Source organism: Marinihelvus fidelis (genome assembly GCF_008725655.1).
Classification (GTDB): Bacteria; Pseudomonadota; Gammaproteobacteria; order Xanthomonadales; family SZUA-36; genus Marinihelvus; species Marinihelvus fidelis.
Genome location: NZ_VYXP01000013.1, coordinates 49870 through 70690, shown reverse-complemented (window position 1 = coordinate 70690; position 20821 = coordinate 49870). Strand labels below are relative to the sequence as shown.

Here is a 20821-nt window from a genome sequence, read left to right as displayed (position 1 = left end):
AGCCGAATTGCTCACTAGGCCCAGAAACCTCGCATTGGTGAAAAATATTGGAAGCTAAGTACGTACTTGCACAGTTGACAGAATCAACACCAGAACCTCTGAGTGAACTGAGCAATGATTTTGGGTTATATGCCCTTTGGGACCATGAAGGTCAGATTCGCTACATTGGATGCACACCGAAAGCAACTGAGGGATTTCGGACTCGAATTACAAACAAACATGTGACCGGGAGCGAGGGCAGAAGTCACAAGTTTAGCCAAGCGTACTGCTGTGGAAGAATGTGGCGCTACTGCAGGAAGCTACACCCTGAGATTGCCGGAGCTCACCAAAGTGAATTGGATGCCAAACTTGCCAAAAAGCTTCGGACTATTTTCATACGAACATACTGCAAAGCTACTTATGTTCAGGTGCCCAACGATCCGACTAGCGCCAACTACTTCGAAAGCCTTACCAACTTAGAGTCAGAAGTACAGCAATTGGCATCGCCGGGAATGAGGGCCTGGGAAGGTATACGTTTTACATCCCTAGAAGAGCCTACCGCGCTTGTTGACGAACTGCTCACCAAGTTTCCTGAACTCAAAGAATCGACAGAACGGCAAGGGCTTCTCTATGACCGATACGTAATTGCACATGCCTGAACATCACCACCAGAATGGTGGCGAGTTTGAACTAGGCCAATTGTGTGACGAAGTGGGAGCAACCTTGACCACACCCAGCTCGATACTTAAATTGAAACGATGAACAAAACGAAATTAATACGCAACGTTCAGACACTGGCCTCCTATCTCTTCTTCGGACTCGGCCTGTGGTTCTTTTTGTATTTCCTGCTTTTCGGGCGCTATCTCCCGTCGGGCGGCATGGGCTACGAATCGCGTGTCTGGCAGGTGCTGTGGGAGCTGCGCGGACTGGTCATCGTCCCGGCACCGTTTGTGTTGATCGGAATGATGCTTCGCCGTAAAGCCAACCGTTCGACGGGATTGATCGCGCCAAGTACGGGTAATTGACGATTCCGAATTCCCAACTTGTTTGACGACTACCCCAAATTACTTGGGCAACCGGCGGCGCTGGAAGCGAGACTGCGCGACGTTGAACAGCCGCACATCGCACCACTGACTAAATTCGTTCGAGAACTTCGCAAGGAAGCGGGTCCGGATGCCTCAATCCCGTTCTTCGATCCGTGGGATGGCGGAACGGAAGCTGAAGTTCTGTTTCTACTAGAGGCACCGGGGCCGAAGGCGCGCAATTCAGGTTTCGTTTCCCGTAACAATCCCGATGAGACGGCGAAAAACTTGTTTGAGCTACTGAACGAAGCAGGCATTCCGCGGAAATCTTCTGTGGTCTGGAATATCGTTCCCTGGTACATCGGATCTGGGACGAAGATAAGGCCGGCTAAATTAACTGATATTTCCGCCGGTATGACATCGCTGGACGAACTCATCGGCCTGTTACCAAAGCTCCGTTGCGTCGCCCTGGTTGGCCGCAAATCTCAACAAGCCGAATATCATCTTCAGGAGCGGTACCCGTTACTCATTATCGAGCAAACGCCGCACCCCAGCCCGATGTTCATCAATCGACGGCCGGAAAACAGGACCGTTCTTCTAGATCGCCTCTGTCACATCAGAAAGCTCCTAGAAAGCCGGACAAATGAGTAAGGGGCGCACCCAACGAGTGCTCAATCACGGGCAATTCCAAACCCTCGTCAATCAACTCTACGCCACCGTCCGCGAGCTTGAGGCCATGTTTCCTGGGCGGCACTTCACGCCCGATGGGCACCTGGTGGGGTCGCTGGGGGAGTGTCTGGTGGCCGATGCCTATGGGCTGGAGTTGCTGGCGGCGTCGAATAAGGGGTTTGATGCCGTCACGGCGGATGGGGTGGAGGTCGAGATCAAGGCGACGCAGGGGCGGAGTGTGGCGTTTCGGCATGAGCCGCGGCATGCGATCGTGATTCGGATTCTTCCGGACGGGGCGTTCGAGGAGGTCTACAACGGGCCGGGGGCGTTGGTGTGGGCGCTGTTCAGGGGCAAGCCGCTGCCGAGCAATGGGCAGTACCAGGTGTCGGTGGCCAGGCTTCGGCGGTTGGGTGAGGGTGTTCCTGAGTGCGACCGCGTTCCGCAAGTGCGGTGATTACGTGCACTTCCCCTTCTGGCGTAACAGGCAATAGCGAGAGCATTCTGGCTGGATTGAGCCAGGGTGGTTTGATGAAAAGAGTCTGTTTTAGCGAGACGCTGTTTGGCCCGGCTTCGGGCTTAAAACCCGTTTTCTACTCTCGTAGTTCATTCGCCAGCCTTTTCAGTTCTTGACTAAATTCTTCTACCGGAATGTTGAATGCATCCGCCTCTCCATCGACATCCGCTTTGGAAGGTATTGCGCTTTGAACCTGAACGACTGGTTCGCCATCCACCATCAGGACCTCAACGGCACTTTGTCCGCGTCCTGTAAGAAACCATTTTCCTTCGTAGAGTGGGCTGAGACTCGCAAACAACAGGTAATTCGTCTCCAGGAATAAAAAATAAGAGTGGGATTCAAACTTTACGACATCACCGTTTATCCCACCTCTATGATAAATATCAATAAATTCATCGGCATATTCGCCCTTCAGCACCTGGATAATTTCGACTTGGTTCGATGAAAAGAGCCGTTTTTCCGGGAAAGTGACTTCTGGCGTTTCGGGGTCGTAATTGACGTTGACGTCCATCATGAATGACCTGTAATCGCGCACTTTCCCGATAAAAACCAGGTCCGCGCGTTCAATATTCTGAGCCACCGCACTTCTGATTGCGGAACGCTCATCTTCACCAATTTCAGATGCGTTGACGCCTGAAAAGAGGAAGACCGATAGCACAACAAATTCAAACCTGATCAGTTTAGTCAGCACCGGGATCCCTCGTCATTGGCATGCTGTCACTCCGCCTGCATTCGACTGAACATGTCACTATCCTAATCACTGACTCTCATAAGCGCACAAAACTGCGTTTGGCTTTTTGGGGCAAGCCGCTGCCGAGCAATGGGCAGTACCAAGTGTCGGTGGCGAGGCTTCGGCGGTTGGGTGAGGGTGTTCCAGAAGATAAACGCATATCTCCGATGCATAAAAAAATCGTTTAGTCTGAAGGTTATGGCGTGCGCGATTGAGATTCGCGCAAGTTGAGTAATCTCGGAGAAGCTGGGTATGGAAACAGCATTAACCACTGACCAGAACCAGCGAATTTGTCCAACAACCAGAACAAAATGAGGACGCAACATGGAACGTTGTATTCAGGCCTCCACCCTTCTCGCGCTGGCGTTGCTCACCGCCGGTTGCGCGTCTAACGGACGCGTCAGTTCATCGACGCTTGATCCCCAAACGGGCGAATTTGTACAGACCCAGTACTCGGAGTACTTCGAGGATTCGCAGGTCGTCGAGGACGGCGCACTCAAGCTCCACCTGGTAATCACATTGGGGGCCGAGCGACTGCCCAAGCAATATGAGATTCAGAACTCTTGGGGCCGGGTTCAGCGCTCACAGGGTGATATTGAAGAGGTCTATGAGGTCTACATCTCCAATCTTGGAGAAAGCGCGGTGGATCTGGAACTCAGCACGCTCAACAACATGGCCCTCGCGCCTGCGAGCGTGTCGATCACGCCAGGCTCGCATGTCAAAACCGACCCGCTGGTCAGGATGACTTCTGCTTACAAGATGGAAAATCCTTATGTCCTGACTTACAACTACAAAGGCGTCCAGAAAGAACTGAAGGGCACTGCCAGGCGCCTTGCATTCGAAGACCTCCGGGCGCTCAAGACTCAGCAAGGACAATCTAAATGACCCGCTTCTTTGTACTGCTTATGGTCACCATGTTGTCGAGCCCGGTGCATGCACAGTCGTTGGGCGTCAATCCGCAGGGTGAGTTCGCGGAGGTCGACACCTCAGTAGACATCAAGGCCGTCGAAAAACTGCTGAAGAAACGGAAGTCGCAGGTCAAAAAGGTGCTCGCCGAGCCCAACGACTTCTCGCCGCCAGTGCTTTACGCGCTGTCGTATGCGCTGTTCGAGCGTGACCGCAAGGACGAGGCGGCGTTCTGGTTTTATGCCGGACAGTTACGGGCGAGCAGTGATGCGGAGAAGTCCCTGGACGCCAGTGCCGGGCAAGCCGTTGCGGTGCTTAACCAGCAGTTTGGCACCCCGATCAATCAATACATGATCACCGATATTCCTGCGCTGCGAACGACCGTCGAGCGCGTGGTTCAGTGGGACCGGGAAAACCAGCGCAACTATGATCCACGCTGGATCGCGCTGCATGGCATGGATGCGTTTACAGAAAGCACCATCGCGTTTGAGCCGGCCGAGGAGTGGGACCGTATCAACGAAGAAACGCGCGTGAAGTACCGGGAGGACTTTCTGGCTGCGATTGAGGAGTTTGGGCTGGGCGCGGCGGCCCAACAACAGTAGTCAGTCGTACAGTGAGGTGAATCAATGAGGTTGCGCACTACGAAGATTACCGTTGTGCTCGTTGCGATGTTGTCGGCAAGTCTGACGGCCAACGCGGCCGAGCCAATGGCCTGCAACACCGGCCCGGTTAACACTGAGCTTGGCGGCACGACCTGGCAATTATCGTCATGCTCAGATGGGCGGTCGCTGGTCTTTGTTACGGCAGAAGGCAACCCGGCCATGCCGTTTGTTTTCATGATTCAGCGTGGTGGGGAGAAAACGAGAATCGCCGGCGAAGGCAACGGCGACAAGACGTATACCGCGGCGGCTTTCGAGCATTTGAAGACCATGTCCGAGGCCGATTTCGACAAACTCGTCATCAAAACAATGGAGAACAACAATGACCGAGATTGAAGTCAAGAAAGTCAGCACCGGCACCGTCTACAAGCTATTCGCCATCGGGCTGAGTGTGGGCTTTGTCCCCCTGTTCCTGTTCTTCGGCGTGTTCGGCGCAATGGGTTACGAAGTCCTGACCTGGAACGAGCAGCCCGTCACGGGCATCAAGGCCATCTTCCTCGGCCCGTTCATGGGCGCTTTCATGGGGCTGATGTTCGCCGGAATGCTGGGCACCGTGTGCGCTTTTGGCCTGTGGCTGTTTTCCCTGTTCAGGCCGATGAGTGTTTCGTTAGTTCCGAAAGAGTCTTGATGGTGTGCGGGTGCAATCGACATACGTGAGCCGTGGAAGCTGACCGCGAGAAACTGCGTGAGTCCTGGGCAAACTGCTCGCTCCAGGAACTCGAAGCAACCTACGAGGCGATGGATGTTGACCGCCACCCCGCGAATGCGCGGGAACTCAAACAGCAGATTGATCAGCGCCGGAAAGCGACTGCGGAGCCAGGTGGTTCAGTCCCGGCTCCCGGGGAGGACAATGCGTCCGAGAGGCTGTTTGGTCAGTTTCTGTTCGTCAGCATAATTGGACTTGGGGTCACAATCCTGATCTTCAGAAGCGGCATATTTTTTGAGCCTGAAGCCAATGGCATCGCTCTCGAAAATACCTCCCTGGTCGTTGTGGCTTATTTTTTCGCAACGCTACTCGCTATATGGCTGTACGGCGTTCGCGTGGGCAAGCCCGCCGCCTACGTTCTGGCGACCGTTACGTGGGTCTGGTTTGGATTCTGCATGTACCAACAGACGGCCGTTTATGTGCCCTTCGTTGGATTGCTGTTTTTCCATTTCACAGTCGGCCGCGTCTTGATGACTGGTCGGTGGTTGGTTGAGCGGAGAAAAGATGGATAGGTTTAGTGGGGCGTCGGGGTACGATTGTGTTGCGCTAGGGCAAGCGGCTAAATATCAAGGGGATTTGCAGGTGCGTTTATCGATACCTTTTCGACGCCTTACTTTGGGCGCCTGAGTGATGGCTTCGCAGGCGTTACAAGCTTTTGATCATGCCATACAGGATGCTGGGGATCTCCTGAACCATTTCGATGCCCTGAATGTGCACCCACCACCGCCTGAAATTGAAGTACTGAAACGGGCAAGCCTGGTCATGGCACTGGCAGCGCTGGAAGCGTACTTCGAAGACCTTCTGACGGAGTCGATCGACCACGTTTGCAGTGACAGCAAGGGTGACGGGCGGCTTACCGAGTTTTTTCGGGCCTCACTCAAGAGTGACCTGAAGTTTTTCCACGCGCCCAGCACTCAAAGGGTCAAACCCATATTCAAAAAGTATCTCGGGTTTGATGTGACCGAAGGATGGACCTGGAATCACTGCGACCCGAAAAAGGCGCGTGCTGAGCTCAATCGTCTGGTGAAGAAGCGCGGTGACATTGCCCACCGTTCTGCCCGGCCGGTTCCTGGGCAACCCGTCCCGCATGCGGTAACAAAGGATGAAATGCGCCGGCACATTCATTTCTTCAAAGAGTTGGCGAAAGCCACGGACTCTTACGTACTAGAGAAGATCGCGACATAGGCAGGCACCTCATGACTCGATACATAGCGATTTCCATTACGCTGGTTTTACTCTCAACCGGAGCAGACAGCGTCAGCGCCGACGACCTTGGTCTTGATGTCTGCCGAAACATTCAGGGCCAGATCGAGTACTACGACAAGCTCAGAAAGAAAGGCGGAAATGCCCAGCAAATGGAGTCGTGGAAGCAGACGCGGGAGCGCTACAAGGAGCAGTTTCGAGAGGGTAACTGTAAGCGCTGGAAGAAGGAGTTGCGCTAAACCCGCACTGGAGCGATGAGATGAGCCTTGCCAGATTTGAGGCTGCACAGGACGACGCTTACCCGGACGCTCTGGAGGAAATTCGTGCTGGTGAGAAGTATGGCCACTGGATGTGGTTTGTATTTCCACAGCTCAGGGGGTTGGGGCGCAGTGAGACCAGTGAGTTTTTTGGCATTCGCGGTGCCAAAGAGGCCCTGGCGTATGTTCAGGATCCTGTGCTGGGCGCCAGGCTGGTTGAGGCTTCAGCTGCACTTCTGGAACTTCATGATCGAACGGCTGAGGATGTCTTCGGCGAAGTTGATACGATGAAACTGTGCTCTTCCATGACGCTCTTTGCATGCGTTTCCCCGAGCCCTTCGGTGTTTGAGGACGTCCTGGAGCGGTTCTTTGATGGGGAGCGGGATCCGCGCACACTTGAGATGCTGGGCGTCGAGTGAATGCAACGCATCCACATCCCACGCACCCAGGGCAAGCCGCTGCCGAGCAATGGGCAGTACCAGGTGTCGGTGGCCAGGCTTCGGCGGTTGGGTGATGAGGTACCTGGGTATGATCAGATCGGGCGAGTGCGCTGAATCTCCTTCCCGTCCTTGTTTCATGAGTACAAGAACTCTCATGGCATGTAGGATTTTTCAGCGGTTGCGCGTAGGAAAAGCTTGCAACAGCATTGCAAGCCTGTAACAGCACGGACTTTTCAGCTAAACTTCTCAGCAACAACTAACCCTAGATGCGGGCGTGGCTTGACCATCCAGCGCTAGGGGGGAAAAGCCGGCGAATGCCGGTTTTTCCGTTTTAAGGGGGCAGAAGATGCAAAACAACTCGCTAAGAACGCGAGTGTATGTCGACGGCTACAACTTCTACTACGGTTGCCTGAAAGGCACCTCATTCAAGTGGCTGGATCTCGTCAAACTGTTCGAAGAGCAGATTCTTCCTTCAATACTCATACCCAACCAGAGCAATCCACCCGTTCTGGCATTCCACGATCCCGCCGTAAAATTCTTTACCGCAAAGATTATCGAGCGTGCCGCCAGATCCACTGATTCAGTCTCGTCACAGGCGCGCTATCACACAGCGCTCAGAAAAACCCACGGACAACGCCTGGAACTCATTGAAGGCTACTACGCCATCAACGAAGCAAAAGCGAAACTGATCGACGCAGAAGACCCGAAGAAATGGCCACGGGACTGTTCGGAAGCGCCCTACTGGAAACTTGAAGAAAAACAGTCGGACGTGAACCTCGCCCTGAATCTCTACCACGACGCGCTGACCGGAGAAATTGATCATGCAGTCGTCGTTACCAATGATACTGATGTTGCACCTGCGATGAAGTTTGTACGTTCAAACACAAACGTCATCGTTGGGCTGATTGTTCCTTCGTGCGACAACACGCGTAAACCCAATACAGCACTCACAGACCTAGCTCACTGGGTCAGGCGGTCAGTCACTGAAAAGGAATTACTCAAGTCACAACTCCCAAGAGTCGTTCAAGGTGGGAAACGACCCACTTCAAAACCGGTGAGTTGGTACCCACGTCCGGACTTACTGAAACCAGCATTGGAACTTGCAACCCAGGTACTTGGGACCAAGGTGAAGGCGTTTAAGTGGCTTGGGGAACGTAATGAACGATTCAATGGCGAGACCCCATTAGGCCTGCTTGAGTCAAACGCCGGCGCAAGAAAAGTGATGAAGTATATGGGTACATACATCGAAAACATTGCTAAAGATTAACTGAGCGGCCGAGTTTGATGCGCAGGGTGTTTTCGACGTGCGAGTTTGCGCCGCCCAGTGGAGGGAACCCCGCCGTAACCCGACGGGCCGCAGGGGTGTTCGGTGGTAAGGTAAATCCATTCGGAACGGAGGTGACGCACCGTATGAAGGCTCTATCGGTCGCAAGCATCGTGTTGTTGGCTGCCGCAACCCAGTCACCGGTGGCGGCCGATCCGCCGGTGCCCGACGTGCCGGAGCCGGAAATCGAGATCAATCCCTCGGCACCTTTTGCTCCTGTGGAGGGGCCTGAAGAAGAATTGCTCGTGTACAAGGTTGGCGGCCGGTGCAAGCTGACCGGGGAACAGCGGGACCGGGCCTGGATCAACTTCATCAAAACCATCTCGAAGGATCACCCGGACTTCCTTCGGCATTGTGACCCGAAGCTTTATCCGCAATGGAATTCGATGAGGCTCGTTAACGATGTTTGCCGTGCGAGCGTCGCGTGCGCCAAAAATGTCGATGGCGTGGACATTCTGCGTGGTGAATTTGTCGTGGAGGTCGATCAGGAAACGCAGGAGATTCAGCGGGTACTTGAGGTGCCGTGGTAGGCGGTTTGATCGATCGAGCGTCTGGATGACAGGTTTTCGCGCAGATTGCTGATACCGGATGGTCTTAAATCCCGAAGATAATGATTCGGTGCACGTTCTCCACTTCACATTGCATCAAAAGACACGATCTGGTCGCCAGCAACCAGAATTCATGGAATTGGCTGACCCACCAACAACGCGCGGACGATGGGTATGATATTGTCATACTCTCATAACCACCAGAGCAACAACATGGGCATGCAACGGAAAACCATCACGCTGACCGCGCAGCAGGATGACTGGGTGAAACGACAGATTCAATCCGGTCATTTCGGCAATGACAGCGAGTACATTCGTCATCTCATCAGGCATGACCAACAGGCCCAGGAGCGGGTAGATGCCCTCCGCCAGGCGTTGCTGCAAGGTGAATCAAGCGGAGAACCCAGGCCGATGGATATGGCTTCGATCAAGGAAGCTGGCCGGAAACGGATGACGCCGACTGAATAGTGCGCCCGCTCCGAATCACGCCCGATGCCGAGTCCGACCTTGTTGGAATCTGGATATATACCTGCGAGGAATGGGGCGTCGAACGGGCGGATGCTTACCTGGATTCCCTGGAAGCTGGCATGAAGCAACTCGTTCAGCACCCCTCGCTGGGCGCAGACTACACGCATATCCTGCCCGGGTACCGCAGGTTACAGATCGAACATCACGCCGCGTTTTATAAACTGACCGAACAAGAAGTGCTCATTGTCCGTGTGTTACACGAGGAGATGGATGCGCCCTCCAGGTTGCCTGGGATAGCAACGTAGGTCTCGGGTCAAGAATATGTGCGAAATTTGTAGCGCTGGTGCAGAGACAATGTTTTTTGCCGTAGATCACTGGGCACCAAGCCCCTCCCGCTCGATCACCTGCCCATCCAGCAACACCGTCGTAATCGAGTCATAAGCCTCAACACTCTCCAGCGGATTGCCCTTCAACAACAGCAAATCCGCCTGCTTTCCCACTTCCACGCTGCCAATCTCGGCCTCCATCTTCAAAAGCCGAGCGTTACTGAGCGTCATGGCAACAAACAACGCCTCGGCGCTCTGCCCGGCTTCAATCCAGCGGTCCATTTCCTGGCGGGCGTTGATGCCGGGGAACTGGGTGTAGAAGGGACCGCTGGGGGTATCGCTTCCGAAATGGAGTTGGCCGCCGTGTTGGGCGATGGCGGTGCTCAGAGTTGAGACCTGGTTGATGGGCTTGTCGTAGGCGTTGGCGACCTGTTGGTAGCGCGCGGTGGGGTCGTCGGTTGGGGGGAAGTTGTTGGCGAGTTCCTGTTTCATCCATTGGCCGGCGTCGGTCTGGTACCAGGCAATCAGGGCCGGGGGGATGGCGGCGCGGGCCTGGGGTGTGTCGAAGAAGCCGGGGTTGAACATCTCCTTTTCGCCGAAAATGACCTGGATGGTGGGTTGAACGGCGATGCCCTTGCTGGCGACGTTGCGGGCGAATTCGTTGACCCCGTTGGGGTCGTCCAGTGACAGGTCGCTCCAGTGCCACATGCCGTGGGCCATGGCGTCGACGCCGGCGGCCATGCCGAATTCGTACGAGGTCTGGGCGTTGCCGTGCAGGAACACCGGCAGGTTGTACTGGTGGGCGGCGGCGACCAGTTTGCGCGCCAGGGTGATGGTGGGTACGGGCAGGTCCTTCAGGCGGCCGAAGCCGGTTTCGAAGTAGAACTTGATGCAGCTGGCGCCGTCGGCGACGGCCTTGTCGACCACGGCGGTGGGGGTGTGTTGTTCTGGATCGAAGTCGGCGGGGTACTTCTCCGCCTGGCGCTCGTCGAACAGCATGTAGCGCAGGTTCCACGGCTGGAACTGCTCGTGCTCGTCCAGCCAGGCCAGGGGGTAGCCATTGGGGATGGTCACCGGGGAGCAGTACAGCGCGGTCGGGGCTTCAGGATGCTCATTCCAGCCCTGCATGCTGGCCGGGCCGGAGGCCAGGTCCAGCAGCGTGGTGAAGCCGAAGTACAGGTAGCTGCGCGGGATCTGTCGGTTCGCCTCGGCGAGCAGTTCCGCGTGCTGCTGGGGGTCGCCGTTGAAGCCTGGCACGTCGCGCAGGTGGACGTGGGCATCGATCAGGCCGGGGACCAGGTACTGGCCGTTGGCGTCGATTTCACTTTCCGCCTTCTCGGCGTACTCGCCAATCTGGATGATGCGGCCGTTGGCGACCGCCACATCCGTGGGCGCCGTGGGCTGCGGCGTGACGCCGCTGATGATCCGGGCATTGCGGATGACCAGGTCCGCGTCCGCGGCGCCGGCCAGGGGGGCGAGCAGCCATGCGATCAGCGCGATGGCGTATCGGGTACAGTGGGTTCGTGATCGGGCGGGGCCGGACATCAACATAATTGCTCCTTCAGACGCTGTGACTATCGGTCGTTTCGGCCTGGATCATGTAACTTTCGGGTGCCGGAGGCGTCCTGAAACGCGTTCGAGGACGCTGAATCCGTCAAATTAGCCGCATGCCCGACTTCATTACCCATATCCAACTGGCCACGTTCGCCATTTGCCTGCTGCTGGCGGGACATTTCCTGTTCACCGACGCGCAGCGCAAATGGCCCTCGCGGCTGCTGGGGCTGAACTTCCTGCTCTATGCCGTGCTCAGCCTGCTGATGATCGGCCGGCTGAACCACTGGCTGGGGCCGATGCTGTTCGTGAGGCCCGTGCTGGCGCTGCTGGTCGGGCCCGCCTTCTACTTTTTCTATCGCAGCGTCAAACACCCCGACGCCCGGTTTTCGCGCTACGACGTCCTGCACCTGCTGCCGTCGGCCACCATCGCGGTGCTGTTCGCGCTGGACAGTCCGCTGCTGCGGTTCGTGGACGCCATGTACATCGGCAGCTGCGCGACGTATTCGCTGGTCATCGCCCACGGCATCCGCCACGGCCACCGCAGCCTGGCGCACCTGGGCGGCTATTCACGGGTCGCGTTTCGCTGGATCCGTTTTCTGATGACCATCCTGCTGATCAGCGTGGCGCTGGACGTGGCCATTGTGCTGGAAATCCGCAGCGGCACACCGTTGGGGCGGTCCTACGCGCTGGCGGTCGTGAGCGTGGTGTTCCTGCTGGTGTGCGGATTCACGGCCTTTGCCGCGTTGCGGCGCTACCCGTTACTGGAATGGCTGGTCAGCCTGGGTGAGTCAGTGGTCTATGAGCGCAGGAATGAACTGGACGCCGACCAGTCGCGGCAGATTTTCGACCGATGGCAGGCACTGTTGGAGGAACAGGAACTGTACAAAGTGGAGTACGGCATCACCCTGGGCGAGGCGGCGAAGAAACTGCAGGTGCCCAGCCGCCAGCTCTCCAACGCCATCAACCAGCAAGCCGGTGAGAGCTTTTCCCGCCACCTGAATCGCCGCCGAATCGAGGAAGCCAAGAAGCTGTTCGCCTCGCAGCCGGACATCACCGTGACCGAGGCCATGCACGCGGCGGGCTTCAGCAGTAAGTCCAACTTCAATCGGGAGTTTTCGCGGATCACTGGGATGACGCCGAGTGCGTTCAGGGGGGCGGATTCTCCGGAAAAGTCCCATTAGCGATCACGCCCAGCGACAGGAAGTTTTCCCTACATGAATTCAGGGTTTTGTACTACATCAAATACAGAGTACGCCTGTTACTCTGGCAGCCAGCCATCTTGCCCGTGAACTCCAACCCAGTTGACATGTACACCATCTGTGCATACATTTATCGATGAAGGCTACATGGGATCCGTATAAGGCTACGTCCAACCTGAAGAAGCATGGAGTCGACTTTGCGGATGCCGTTATCGCGCTTGAAGACATGAATGCCCTCACAATTGAGGATGTCTTTCATGATGAGCAGCGATTCAAGTCACTGGGGAAGGATTCGGGGTCGCATGTTCTGCTGGTTGTCTTTTCTTACGAGGATCAGGACACCGTTCGACTAATATCGGCCCGGAGGGCAGACCGCAGTGAGATACAGCAGTACTACCAGGGTGTAAACCATGAGTGAAGATTTCAGCGGAGGCAAACGCGGACCGGTATTGAAACCGGATCCCGCCAAGAAGCGGATCACCATCCGGCTGGACGGCGACATCATCGAGCACTTCAAACAGCAGGTGCTCAAGGCCGGGGGCGGCAACTACCAGACGCTCATCAATGATGCGCTTCGCAAGCACATTGAATATCCCGCGCGGCCGCTTGAGGAGACGCTCCGTTTGGTGATTCGCGAGGAACTGGGGAACACGCGGTATTTGAAAGAGAAGGAATGAGTCGTGGCAAACCAGGCAAAGAAAACCGAGCATTCCGGCGCGAAGAAGGGCCAGGGTGCGTTTTGGGGGCGTAAGCGCGACGCCAAGGCCGAGAGCAACAAGGCTCGCCGCGAGAATGATAAGCGCACATCCGCCGAATGGCGCTCCAGCCAGTGAAAGAAGGCATCGGCTACCAGACACTGATCAACCAAACGCTTCGGCAAGCGCTGAGCCAGCAGCCGGTTGATGAAGACACGTTGAGACGGGTGTTGCGGGAAGAACTTTCGTGACCACTTCCTGAGTAAATATCCCCATTCCTCTACCACCGGATACTCACGGTATGATGTTGCGGAACCGGTTCTGGAAATGAACCATGGCGCGAACACTGGACAAAATCGGAGAGGACATTCGCGGGCTCAGCGACTCGGAGCGCGATGTGTTGCTGCGTGACCTGATCGCCAATCTGGATATTGACCCGGAGCTGAACCTCGAGTCCGTATGGCTTGAAGCAGCTGTACGGCGCTATGCCGAGTTGCAGTCTGGCGTCGCGGAAACAAGCCCAGCGGATGTCGTGCTCGAAAAAGCCCGAGACCGCGTTCGCGGTGCGGGTTGAGTTTCAATTAGCACAAGCGTCAGCCACCGGCTCAACCGTGATTAAACCTGAGTCGGAACTCGCGAAAAAATCATGACCACCCACCCCATCGAATACAAAAAAGACGCCCCGCTCACCCTGGAGCAGTTCACCGCGCTGTACCGCAACTCGACGCTCGCGGAGCGGCGGCCGGCGGATGATCCGGACGTGATGCGGCAGATGATGGAGAACGCGCCGCTGACCATCACGGCCTGGGCGGGGGATGAGCTGGTGGGGATTTCCAGGACGCTGACGGATTATGGCTATGTCGCCTACCTGGCGGACCTGGCGGTTTCGAAGTCGGTCCAGGCCAGCGGCATTGGCCGACAGCTGGTGCGCGAAACGCGCGCCGCGCTGGGGCCGGGTTGTATGCTCGTGCTGCTGGCCGCGCCGGCGGCGAATGAGTTCTATCCGAAGATCGGCTTTGAGCACAATCCGCGGGCGTGGGTTTTGAAGCCGGATGATGACGTTCTCTAAGGTCGAAAACAGCTTATGAACCCAGAATCTTTTGACGCTTTCCATACCATCGCCGAGATCGCCGTCGCCATGCTGGGCGTTACGGGACTTGTCCTTGCGCTGGGCCACAAGGATTTCCGCTTTCCGAAGGTCGCGGTCTTAAGCATTTTCGGCACCACGATGTCCGCCATCATTTTCGCGTTCGTCCCGGAAATACTGTTCAGGCCTTTGGGTGAGGTCGCAGCGTGGCGGATTTCAGCCGGACTGTTCGGCCTGGTGCACCTTGGTCTGCTGGTCAATCACCAGGCCAGGCAGCTGCAGTTTCGCAAGAACACACCATTACAGCTGGCGATTACCCTGGCCTCGTTCCCGGTCATCGGCCTGAAGCTGGCCGTGGGCCTGGGCTTCCTGTTGCCGTACGCGCAAGAGATTTACCTGCTCGGATTGCTGTGGTGCGTGGGCATTCCGGCGTATTTCTTCCTGATGCTGATGATCGACTACCTGGACAGTCGGCACTGACACGGAAGCCTCCCGTCATCACATTGCTGGACTAAGACGCAGCATGGGACGATTGACGACAGAAACGATCGCCTTTTGCTGATACCCGGGCGCCCTGACCTTCGCTACAACAGCGGGGTGACCACCAAAACTCAAAACCACCCATCCGAAGCCGGCCCTTTCCATACATATCATCATCTGATATTTTAATGCATCCGGCGCGTTGAATGGGATCACAGGCATCGGTGTGACCGGATTACGCCGTACCGTTACGTGGATGCCGCCAGGCTCCTGGAAGATTTTTACGCAGACGTCGACAGGTGGCTCGAAAATGCCCGGTAAGACAATGAAGATCGGCATCATTTCGTGGCAAGCCTACAAGGCCCGCACCATTGCGATCGCGCGCGGCGAGCTCGAACCACGTCCCACGGACCCGAAGGTCTGGATGCCGTCCATTGAAACGGCGGCAAAGGTCTTGAGTGAGCAGAACATCGCGTTACTCAAGACCATTAAGGATCGGAAACCCGGGTCCGTCACGGAACTTGCCGTGCTGACAAACCGTGCGCAGGGTAATGTGTCCAGGACGCTCAAGACCATGTGTAACTACGGCATCGTCAGGCTGGAGAAAACCGGTGGTCGCTCAAAACAGCCCATCGCAATGGCGACTGAATTCCAGCTGGAATTGAGGTCTTTCACAGGAGACTTGCCCTGAACACCAGAAAACCCCTGCTCACCCTGCCCTGCTTGCTGCTTCTCGTGCTGGCCTGGCCACCGCCCTCCGCCGCACAGGTCTCGGCCCTCGAAACCGATGGCGCCAGCGCCTACTACTACACCGACCATTTCGAGGTGTTAATCGACCGGCCTGTCGACGAGACCTGGCTGCATGTCGTAGAGCTGGGCACCTGGATGCCCTGGATGGCGAGTGAGGATTCACCCACGGGCACGGCGGTGGAGGGGCGGCGCGTCACGCTCTATGGCGATAACGTCATGGAAGTCGTCAAAGTCATCCCGGATCGCATGATTCTGCTGGCCAACCTGCCGGTTGAGGAAAACGGCGAGCACTCGCAGGGCACCGCGATGGTCTCGGTCATGGCAACGGGCGACGGCACGCTGGTATCGATCTTCATGAACCGGGTGTACATCCAAGTCGATGATGTTGAGAGCCCGCAACGCGCCAAGCGTGAATCCACGGCGTTCGCTGAACAGCGCCGAAAAACATTCCGGGACGGTTTTCTCAGCACGTTGAAACACCTGGCGGAACAGTAAACGCAAGCCGGGCCTGCACGGGACTATACTCAAGCGATGAAAACACTCACCACGACCGCATTCCTCGCCCTGGCGCTGACCACTACAGCGCTGGCCTCTGACAACGACAGCTGGGACGCACGCGTCCAGGCCGAAGACAGCATCGACCGGCTCGGCCGGCTGTACCTTGAACTGCTGCTGGAAGAAGACCCGACCGGGGCGGCGCAGTTCGGCGTACATGGCCGTGACGACGACACGTACTACTACGACCGCCGCATGCCCGATGCGACGCCGGCGGCACGCGCAGCCTTCGCGGCCAAGCGTGAACTTCTGCAGGGCAAGCTGGCGTCCTTCGACCAGGACGCGCTGTCGCGCCCGGACCAGATCGACCTGCATATCCTGACCAAGCGCGTGGCGCTGGACCGCATGATTGCCGAGGAGCTGAAAAGCTACGAGAACCCGCTGAGCTGGACTGGCAGCCTGGGTTCGGCATTCTCCGGACTGGTGTTGCGCGACTACGCGCCGCTGGACGACCGGCTTGTGAGTTTCGGGGCGCGCTGCAAAGCCACGCCGGCCTTTGTTGAAGGCGCCCAGGCCACGCTGGCGCCGGAAACCGTGCAGCCGCCGAAGATGGAAAAGGCCATCGCGTTGTCCAACCTGCAGGGCATGACCCGCGAGGGCACCCTGTTCGACAAGACGCTGCCGGAGTTGCTGGCGTCGTCGGGCCTGGTTAATGAACAGGCCGCGGCGATCACCGCCGACTGCGCGGCCGCGGTCGAGTCCATTAAGGGTTTCGCCAACTGGCTGGAGACCACCGTGGTGCCGCGCGAGGACGGCGAGTGGCGCCTGGGCAAGGAACTGTACGACCGCAAGTACGACCTGCAGCTGGACTACCCGCTGAACCCCGATGAACTGCTGGCCGCCGCCGAGGCATGGATGGCCGAGCGCAGCGCCGAGCTGGTCAGCGTCGGCCGCAAAATCCACGACGACTACCTGGCCGATGAGCTCAAAGCCGGCACCGTGCAGCCGGCTGCCGATACCGACGACCAGCAGGTGGTGCGCAACATCTTCACCAAGCTGTCCGAAGACCGCTCCACCGTCGACACGCTCATCGCCGACAGCTACGCGCTGGCCGACAGCATCATCGGCTTCGTCGAGGAGGAGCAGCTGATGGACCTGCCGCCGGCGTCCAAGCTGCGCATCGAGGACATCCCGCCGCACCTGTCAGGCGTGGCCGTGGCCATGATCTCCACCGCGCCACCGTTCGAGCCGGAGCTGGAGTCGGTGTGGTTCTGGGACCTGCCGCTGCTGGCCGGCGCCGAGGATTTCCTGAAGGAATACAACCGCCCCGCCCTGGCCGTGGTTTACATCCACGAGGGCGTGCCCGGACATTTCGTCCAGCTGGAGTACTCCAACCGCGCCGAGCGCACCATCCCCAAGGTATTCTGGAACGGCGCCATGGTCGAGGGCTGGGCCTCGTTCATCACCAGCCAGATGATCGAGCAGGGCTACACCGTCTACCCAGACGAGCCCTGGGGCCACGACATCCAGCTGATGGTCGACGACAAGATGCAGCTGCGCTCGGTGATGAACGCCATCATCGACATCAGGCTGCAGCGCAGCGACTGGCCGGAGGAAGAGGCGCTGGCCCTGATGGTCGAGAAGGGCTTCCAGGAGCAGGCCGAGGCCGCCGGGAAAATCACCCGCGCCAAGGTCAGCTCGGTACAGCTGACCAGCTACTTCGCCGGCCAGTACGCCATCGAGCAGATCCTGGCCGAGTACAAGGAAAAGCTGGGCCCGGCGTTCAACTACAAGGACTTCAACGAGCGCCTGGTGGGCGCCGGCTCGCCGCCGTTCTTCGCTATTCGCGAGTTCATGCTGGGTGACGCGGCCGATGATTAAGCTGAACTTCAAACGCCGCGCCTGGACGGCAGCCTCGTATATCGCCTTTGCCATCGCGGGGTGGTTTCTGGCCAATATCCTGGTGATGGGTGTTTACCAGCCGACCGAAGGGCTTGGCCATTCGCCAAAGGTGTGGCAGGTGCTGTGGGACCTGCGTGGCCTGGTCCTGTTGCCGGCACCGTTCATCCTGCTGGGCATCTGGTCACGCAGGAAGGCCGAAGCCATTATCCCGGTTTGATGTAACTGTTCGGCAGACTCCCAGGGGAATCACCATGAATAAACTACTCGTGGCGCTCGCCGCCCTCGCCAGCGCCGTGCCCGCGCATGCCGAAGCCATCGACCTGGGCGCATTCGGCCAGGCCTACTTCAACGCCTGGACCGCCACCCAGGCGCCCAATGCAACCGCGGCGGACCTGGAGAACTACCTGTCGCTGCTGACCGATGACGTCGGCCACCAGCACCTGCCTTACGACCCCGACAGTACCCGCCACCCCACCGGCAAGGCCGACATGCGCGAGGGCATGACCTACTACCTGGGCGCACACACGGCGTATTCGGCGGAATTGGGAATGGTGACCCCCGGTTATAACGTGGTGGTGATCACCTACTCCACCGCCAGCAGTGGCGTTCACCCGCAGACCGGCGAGACCATCGAGCAGTCATACGATACCCTGGAAGTGCTCGAAATCGAGGATGGCAAGGTGGCCGTGATCCGCAAGTACAGCGAGTAACGGTGGTTTGAGCGCCGTCCGGAGCTTCGCGCCCATCGCGGACCCTTCCGCGCGACTACTGGTACTGGGCAGCATGCCGGGTGTTGCCTCGCTACAGACCGGCCAGTACTACGCCCACCCGCGCAACGCGTTCTGGCCGATCATGGGACAGCTGTTCGGTTTTGATGCGGCTGCACCGTATCCAGTGCGGGTGGAATCGCTTAAAGCGGCCGGTGTCGCCGTGTGGGATGTGCTCCAGGCCTGCGTGCGGCCGGGTAGCCTGGACAGCGCCATCGAGACCGGGTCGCGGGTACCCAATGACTTTCCTGCCTTCTTCGCAGCCCACCCGGATATCGCTTGCGTGGCGTTCAATGGCGCGGAGGCGGAGAAATCGTTCAATCGCCTGGTTCTGCCGGGACTGGGGGCGCATGCATTCCGCCTGGTGCGGCTGCCCTCATCGAGTCCTGCGCATGCGGTAAGCTTGGCGGCCAAAACCGACGCCTGGGGTCGGATCATTCGGGGGCAGTGATGCAGGGCCGGATCATCAAGTGGAACGACGACCGGGGTTTCGGGTTCATCGAACCCGAATCTGCGGGCCAGCAGGTGTTCTTTCATATCAGTGATTTCGCCCGCGGACGGCGGCCCATGGTGGGGGAGTCGGTTCGATACCGCGTTTCGAAGGCATCGGACGGCAAGGTCCGCGCGACAGGCGTCAGGCGAACCGGTGCGACCGCCGTCGCAGGACAACTGGGTTCGAAGCGAGTGGCGCTCTCGGTCATCGCGCTCGGCACGTTCGTGGCGCTGTGGTGGCTGGTCCAGCAACGCGGATACCCGCACTGGCTGCCCTGGGCCTATGGCGCAGTGAGCGCTATCACGTTTGTGTTTTACGGCCTGGACAAGTGGGCCGCCAAGCGAGGCGCGCAGCGGACACCCGAATCCACCTTGCAGGGGCTGGCACTGGCCGGCGGCTGGCCTGGCGCGCTGCTGGCGCAACAGGTGTTCCGGCACAAATCCAGCAAGCCATCGTTTCAAATAACGTTCTGGTTCGTGGTGGGGCTGAACTGCATCGCGCTACTGTGGGCGCCCGAATGGCTGCCCGGGCAACTTGGCCTTGCCGACGGTTTCAATGGGCGCTGACAGGAGCCAGCGAATGAAAGCACTCGTCACCGGCAGCGCCGGCCACCTGGGCGAAGCGATGATGCTGGGCGTCGCCGAACACGGCTGGGACGTTGCTGGCCTGGACGTCAAGCCTTCGCCGCATACCGATTTCACTGGCTCCATCACCGACCGGGCCTTCGTGCGTGACTGCCTGGCCGGTGTCGACGTCATCTTCCATACCGCGACCCTGCACAAGCCGCATGTCGGCACCCATAGCCGGCAGGATTTCGTCGACACCAATGTCACCGGCACGCTGAATCTGCTGGAAGAAGCGGTCGCGCAGGGTTGCAAGGCGTTCATCTTCACCAGCACCACCAGCACGTTTGGTGACGCGCTGCGGCCGGCGCCGGGTGAGCCCGCGGTGTGGGTGACCGAGGACCTGCGGCCGCGGCCGAAGAACATCTACGGCGTGACCAAGTGCGCGGCCGAGGACCTGTGCGCGCTGTTCCACCGCAACACCGGGTTGCCATGCCTGGTGCTGAAAACTTCGAGGTTCTTTCCCGAAGATGACGACGACAAGGGCAAGCGCGACGCCTTCGACAGTGACAACCTGAAGGTCAACGAACTGCTGAACCGGCGCGCGGACATCGCCGACCTGGTCTCGGCGCACCTGCTGGCGGCGGAAAAGGCCGGCGCCATCGGCTTCGACAAGCTGATCCTTTCGGCACCGTCGCCGTTCCGGCGTAGCGATGCCGCTGCACTAGCCACCGATGCGCCCTCGGTTCTGGCCGGATATGTGCCGAAATACGCATCGACCTACGAGCAACTCGGCTGGACCCTGCCGGACGCGTTTGACCGCGTGTACGACAGCACCCGCGCCCAACGTGTGCTGGGCTGGGTGCCGCGGTACACCTTCCAGGCCGCGCTGGAGCACCTGCGCGCCGGGGAAGACTATCGAAGCGAACTGGCCCGACGGGTCGGCTCGAAGGGCTACCACTCGGATCAGTTTGAGGACGAGCCGTTTCCTGTAGGTGGCTTCTGAACGAGTTTTAATTGGCTCGGGGTGGGGTCAGGGTGGGGTCAGGGCGGACTCAGAGTAGACTCTGAGTCCGCCCTGCAAA

The 20821-nt window shown here is 58.3% G+C and carries 34 protein-coding genes; 31 read left to right on the top strand and 3 right to left on the bottom strand.

Annotated elements, in window-relative coordinates:
* The first annotated feature begins 47 nt into the window (after positions 1-47).
* The 4 genes from F3N42_RS15055 (at position 48) to F3N42_RS15040 (ending at position 2124) form a co-directional block, all read left to right on the top strand.
* A complete protein-coding gene (locus tag F3N42_RS15055) occupies positions 48-638 on the top strand; it encodes a hypothetical protein (protein WP_150865604.1) in 591 nt (196 codons plus the stop codon).
* A 99-nt stretch (positions 639-737) separates the two neighbouring features.
* Positions 738-1004: a hypothetical protein gene (locus F3N42_RS15050; protein ID WP_150865601.1), complete on the top strand. Its 267-nt coding sequence runs from the start codon at positions 738-740 to the stop codon at positions 1002-1004.
* An 18-nt stretch (positions 1005-1022) separates the two neighbouring features.
* Positions 1023-1652 (top strand): uracil-DNA glycosylase, encoded by a 630-nt coding sequence (locus tag F3N42_RS15045; RefSeq protein ID WP_150865598.1) that lies wholly within the window; start codon positions 1023-1025, stop codon positions 1650-1652.
* Positions 1645-2124 (top strand): DUF6998 domain-containing protein, encoded by a 480-nt coding sequence (locus tag F3N42_RS15040; protein ID WP_191621468.1) that lies wholly within the window; start codon positions 1645-1647, stop codon positions 2122-2124. Before F3N42_RS15045 ends, F3N42_RS15040 begins: the two co-directional genes overlap by 8 nt.
* Before the next feature lie 136 nt (positions 2125-2260).
* Here F3N42_RS15040 and F3N42_RS15035 read toward each other — a convergent pair whose 3' ends face one another.
* Entirely contained in the window at positions 2261-2875 is a 615-nt protein-coding gene (locus F3N42_RS15035) for a hypothetical protein (protein WP_150865595.1), read from the bottom strand.
* A gap of 363 nt (positions 2876-3238) precedes the next feature.
* Between F3N42_RS15035 and F3N42_RS15030 the strand changes: the two genes are divergently transcribed.
* The 12 genes from F3N42_RS15030 to F3N42_RS14975 all read left to right on the top strand — a co-directional run bounded on the left by F3N42_RS15030 (position 3239) and on the right by F3N42_RS14975 (position 9730).
* Complete coding sequence (locus tag F3N42_RS15030) at positions 3239-3799, top strand: hypothetical protein (protein ID WP_150865592.1); 561 nt, start codon at positions 3239-3241, stop codon at positions 3797-3799.
* Positions 3796-4422, top strand: coding sequence for a hypothetical protein (locus F3N42_RS15025; RefSeq protein ID WP_150865589.1), 627 nt, complete (start codon positions 3796-3798; stop codon positions 4420-4422). Before F3N42_RS15030 ends, F3N42_RS15025 begins: the two co-directional genes overlap by 4 nt.
* Before the next feature lie 54 nt (positions 4423-4476).
* A complete protein-coding gene (locus tag F3N42_RS15020; RefSeq protein ID WP_191621467.1) occupies positions 4477-4815 on the top strand; it encodes a hypothetical protein in 339 nt (112 codons plus the stop codon).
* On the top strand, positions 4802-5107 hold the full coding sequence (locus F3N42_RS15015) for a hypothetical protein (protein ID WP_150865584.1): 306 nt from the start codon (positions 4802-4804) through the stop codon (positions 5105-5107). The genes F3N42_RS15020 and F3N42_RS15015 overlap by 14 nt, the downstream gene beginning before the upstream one ends.
* Positions 5108-5139: 32 nt before the next feature.
* The gene (locus F3N42_RS15010) at positions 5140-5697 is read left to right on the top strand and encodes a hypothetical protein (protein ID WP_150865580.1); all 558 of its coding nucleotides are present in this window, start codon (positions 5140-5142) and stop codon (positions 5695-5697) included.
* A gap of 118 nt (positions 5698-5815) precedes the next feature.
* Complete coding sequence (locus tag F3N42_RS15005) at positions 5816-6370, top strand: HEPN domain-containing protein (protein ID WP_150865694.1); 555 nt, start codon at positions 5816-5818, stop codon at positions 6368-6370.
* Between the two features lie 11 nt (positions 6371-6381).
* Positions 6382-6627 (top strand): hypothetical protein, encoded by a 246-nt coding sequence (locus F3N42_RS15000; protein ID WP_150865577.1) that lies wholly within the window; start codon positions 6382-6384, stop codon positions 6625-6627.
* Between the two features lie 20 nt (positions 6628-6647).
* Entirely contained in the window at positions 6648-7064 is a 417-nt protein-coding gene (locus tag F3N42_RS14995; RefSeq protein ID WP_150865574.1) for a DUF1810 domain-containing protein, read from the top strand.
* 394 nt (positions 7065-7458) lie between these two features.
* Positions 7459-8352 (top strand): antitoxin Xre/MbcA/ParS toxin-binding domain-containing protein, encoded by an 894-nt coding sequence (locus tag F3N42_RS14990; protein ID WP_224784974.1) that lies wholly within the window; start codon positions 7459-7461, stop codon positions 8350-8352.
* 143 nt (positions 8353-8495) lie between these two features.
* Positions 8496-8939 carry a hypothetical protein gene (locus F3N42_RS14985; protein WP_150865568.1) on the top strand — a complete coding sequence of 148 codons (444 nt, stop codon included), beginning with the start codon at positions 8496-8498 and terminating at the stop codon, positions 8937-8939.
* Positions 8940-9170: 231 nt separating this feature from the next.
* Entirely contained in the window at positions 9171-9425 is a 255-nt protein-coding gene (locus tag F3N42_RS14980; RefSeq protein WP_150865564.1) for a type II toxin-antitoxin system ParD family antitoxin, read from the top strand.
* Complete coding sequence (locus tag F3N42_RS14975; RefSeq protein WP_150865561.1) at positions 9425-9730, top strand: type II toxin-antitoxin system RelE/ParE family toxin; 306 nt, start codon at positions 9425-9427, stop codon at positions 9728-9730. Before F3N42_RS14980 ends, F3N42_RS14975 begins: the two co-directional genes overlap by 1 nt.
* Positions 9731-9796: 66 nt before the next feature.
* Here F3N42_RS14975 and F3N42_RS14970 read toward each other — a convergent pair whose 3' ends face one another.
* On the bottom strand, positions 9797-11296 hold the full coding sequence (locus F3N42_RS14970) for an amidohydrolase family protein (RefSeq protein WP_191621466.1): 1500 nt from the start codon (positions 11294-11296) through the stop codon (positions 9797-9799).
* Positions 11297-11418: 122 nt separating this feature from the next.
* Between F3N42_RS14970 and F3N42_RS14965 the strand changes: the two genes are divergently transcribed.
* From F3N42_RS14965 to F3N42_RS14940, 7 genes are all read left to right on the top strand, one after another.
* Positions 11419-12486, top strand: a complete 1068-nt coding sequence (locus tag F3N42_RS14965) for an AraC family transcriptional regulator (RefSeq protein WP_150865554.1) — start codon at positions 11419-11421, stop codon at positions 12484-12486.
* Positions 12487-12640: 154 nt separating this feature from the next.
* On the top strand, positions 12641-12922 hold the full coding sequence (locus F3N42_RS14960) for a BrnT family toxin (RefSeq protein ID WP_150865551.1): 282 nt from the start codon (positions 12641-12643) through the stop codon (positions 12920-12922).
* The gene (locus F3N42_RS14955) at positions 12915-13181 is read left to right on the top strand and encodes a BrnA antitoxin family protein (RefSeq protein WP_150865548.1); all 267 of its coding nucleotides are present in this window, start codon (positions 12915-12917) and stop codon (positions 13179-13181) included. The genes F3N42_RS14960 and F3N42_RS14955 overlap by 8 nt, the downstream gene beginning before the upstream one ends.
* A gap of 3 nt (positions 13182-13184) precedes the next feature.
* Complete coding sequence (locus tag F3N42_RS15675; RefSeq protein ID WP_191621465.1) at positions 13185-13337, top strand: hypothetical protein; 153 nt, start codon at positions 13185-13187, stop codon at positions 13335-13337.
* Between the two features lie 196 nt (positions 13338-13533).
* A complete protein-coding gene (locus F3N42_RS14950; RefSeq protein WP_150865545.1) occupies positions 13534-13773 on the top strand; it encodes an addiction module protein in 240 nt (79 codons plus the stop codon).
* 72 nt (positions 13774-13845) lie between these two features.
* Positions 13846-14268, top strand: a complete 423-nt coding sequence (locus F3N42_RS14945) for a GNAT family N-acetyltransferase (RefSeq protein ID WP_150865542.1) — start codon at positions 13846-13848, stop codon at positions 14266-14268.
* 15 nt (positions 14269-14283) lie between these two features.
* The gene (locus tag F3N42_RS14940; protein ID WP_150865539.1) at positions 14284-14766 is read left to right on the top strand and encodes a hypothetical protein; all 483 of its coding nucleotides are present in this window, start codon (positions 14284-14286) and stop codon (positions 14764-14766) included.
* Between the two features lie 18 nt (positions 14767-14784).
* Here F3N42_RS14940 and F3N42_RS14935 read toward each other — a convergent pair whose 3' ends face one another.
* Positions 14785-15105: a hypothetical protein gene (locus F3N42_RS14935; protein ID WP_191621464.1), complete on the bottom strand. Its 321-nt coding sequence runs from the start codon at positions 15103-15105 to the stop codon at positions 14785-14787.
* Between F3N42_RS14935 and F3N42_RS14930 the strand changes: the two genes are divergently transcribed.
* The 8 genes from F3N42_RS14930 to F3N42_RS14895 are packed head-to-tail and all read left to right on the top strand — an operon-like array spanning position 15092 to position 20742.
* Positions 15092-15457: an HVO_A0114 family putative DNA-binding protein gene (locus tag F3N42_RS14930; RefSeq protein WP_224784973.1), complete on the top strand. Its 366-nt coding sequence runs from the start codon at positions 15092-15094 to the stop codon at positions 15455-15457. The genes F3N42_RS14935 and F3N42_RS14930 overlap by 14 nt on opposite strands.
* Before the next feature lie 32 nt (positions 15458-15489).
* A complete protein-coding gene (locus F3N42_RS14925; RefSeq protein WP_150865531.1) occupies positions 15490-16011 on the top strand; it encodes a hypothetical protein in 522 nt (173 codons plus the stop codon).
* A gap of 36 nt (positions 16012-16047) precedes the next feature.
* Positions 16048-17892 carry a DUF885 domain-containing protein gene (locus F3N42_RS14920; RefSeq protein ID WP_150865528.1) on the top strand — a complete coding sequence of 615 codons (1845 nt, stop codon included), beginning with the start codon at positions 16048-16050 and terminating at the stop codon, positions 17890-17892.
* Entirely contained in the window at positions 17885-18130 is a 246-nt protein-coding gene (locus tag F3N42_RS14915; protein WP_150865525.1) for a hypothetical protein, read from the top strand. The genes F3N42_RS14920 and F3N42_RS14915 overlap by 8 nt, the downstream gene beginning before the upstream one ends.
* 34 nt (positions 18131-18164) lie before the next feature.
* On the top strand, positions 18165-18623 hold the full coding sequence (locus tag F3N42_RS14910) for a nuclear transport factor 2 family protein (protein WP_150865522.1): 459 nt from the start codon (positions 18165-18167) through the stop codon (positions 18621-18623).
* Positions 18624-18630: 7 nt separating this feature from the next.
* Complete coding sequence (locus tag F3N42_RS14905) at positions 18631-19131, top strand: DNA-deoxyinosine glycosylase (protein ID WP_150865519.1); 501 nt, start codon at positions 18631-18633, stop codon at positions 19129-19131.
* Complete coding sequence (locus F3N42_RS14900) at positions 19131-19739, top strand: DUF1294 domain-containing protein (RefSeq protein ID WP_191621463.1); 609 nt, start codon at positions 19131-19133, stop codon at positions 19737-19739. The genes F3N42_RS14905 and F3N42_RS14900 overlap by 1 nt, the downstream gene beginning before the upstream one ends.
* A gap of 13 nt (positions 19740-19752) precedes the next feature.
* Positions 19753-20742, top strand: coding sequence for an NAD-dependent epimerase/dehydratase family protein (locus F3N42_RS14895; RefSeq protein WP_150865513.1), 990 nt, complete (start codon positions 19753-19755; stop codon positions 20740-20742).
* The last annotated feature ends 79 nt before the right edge of the window (positions 20743-20821 follow it).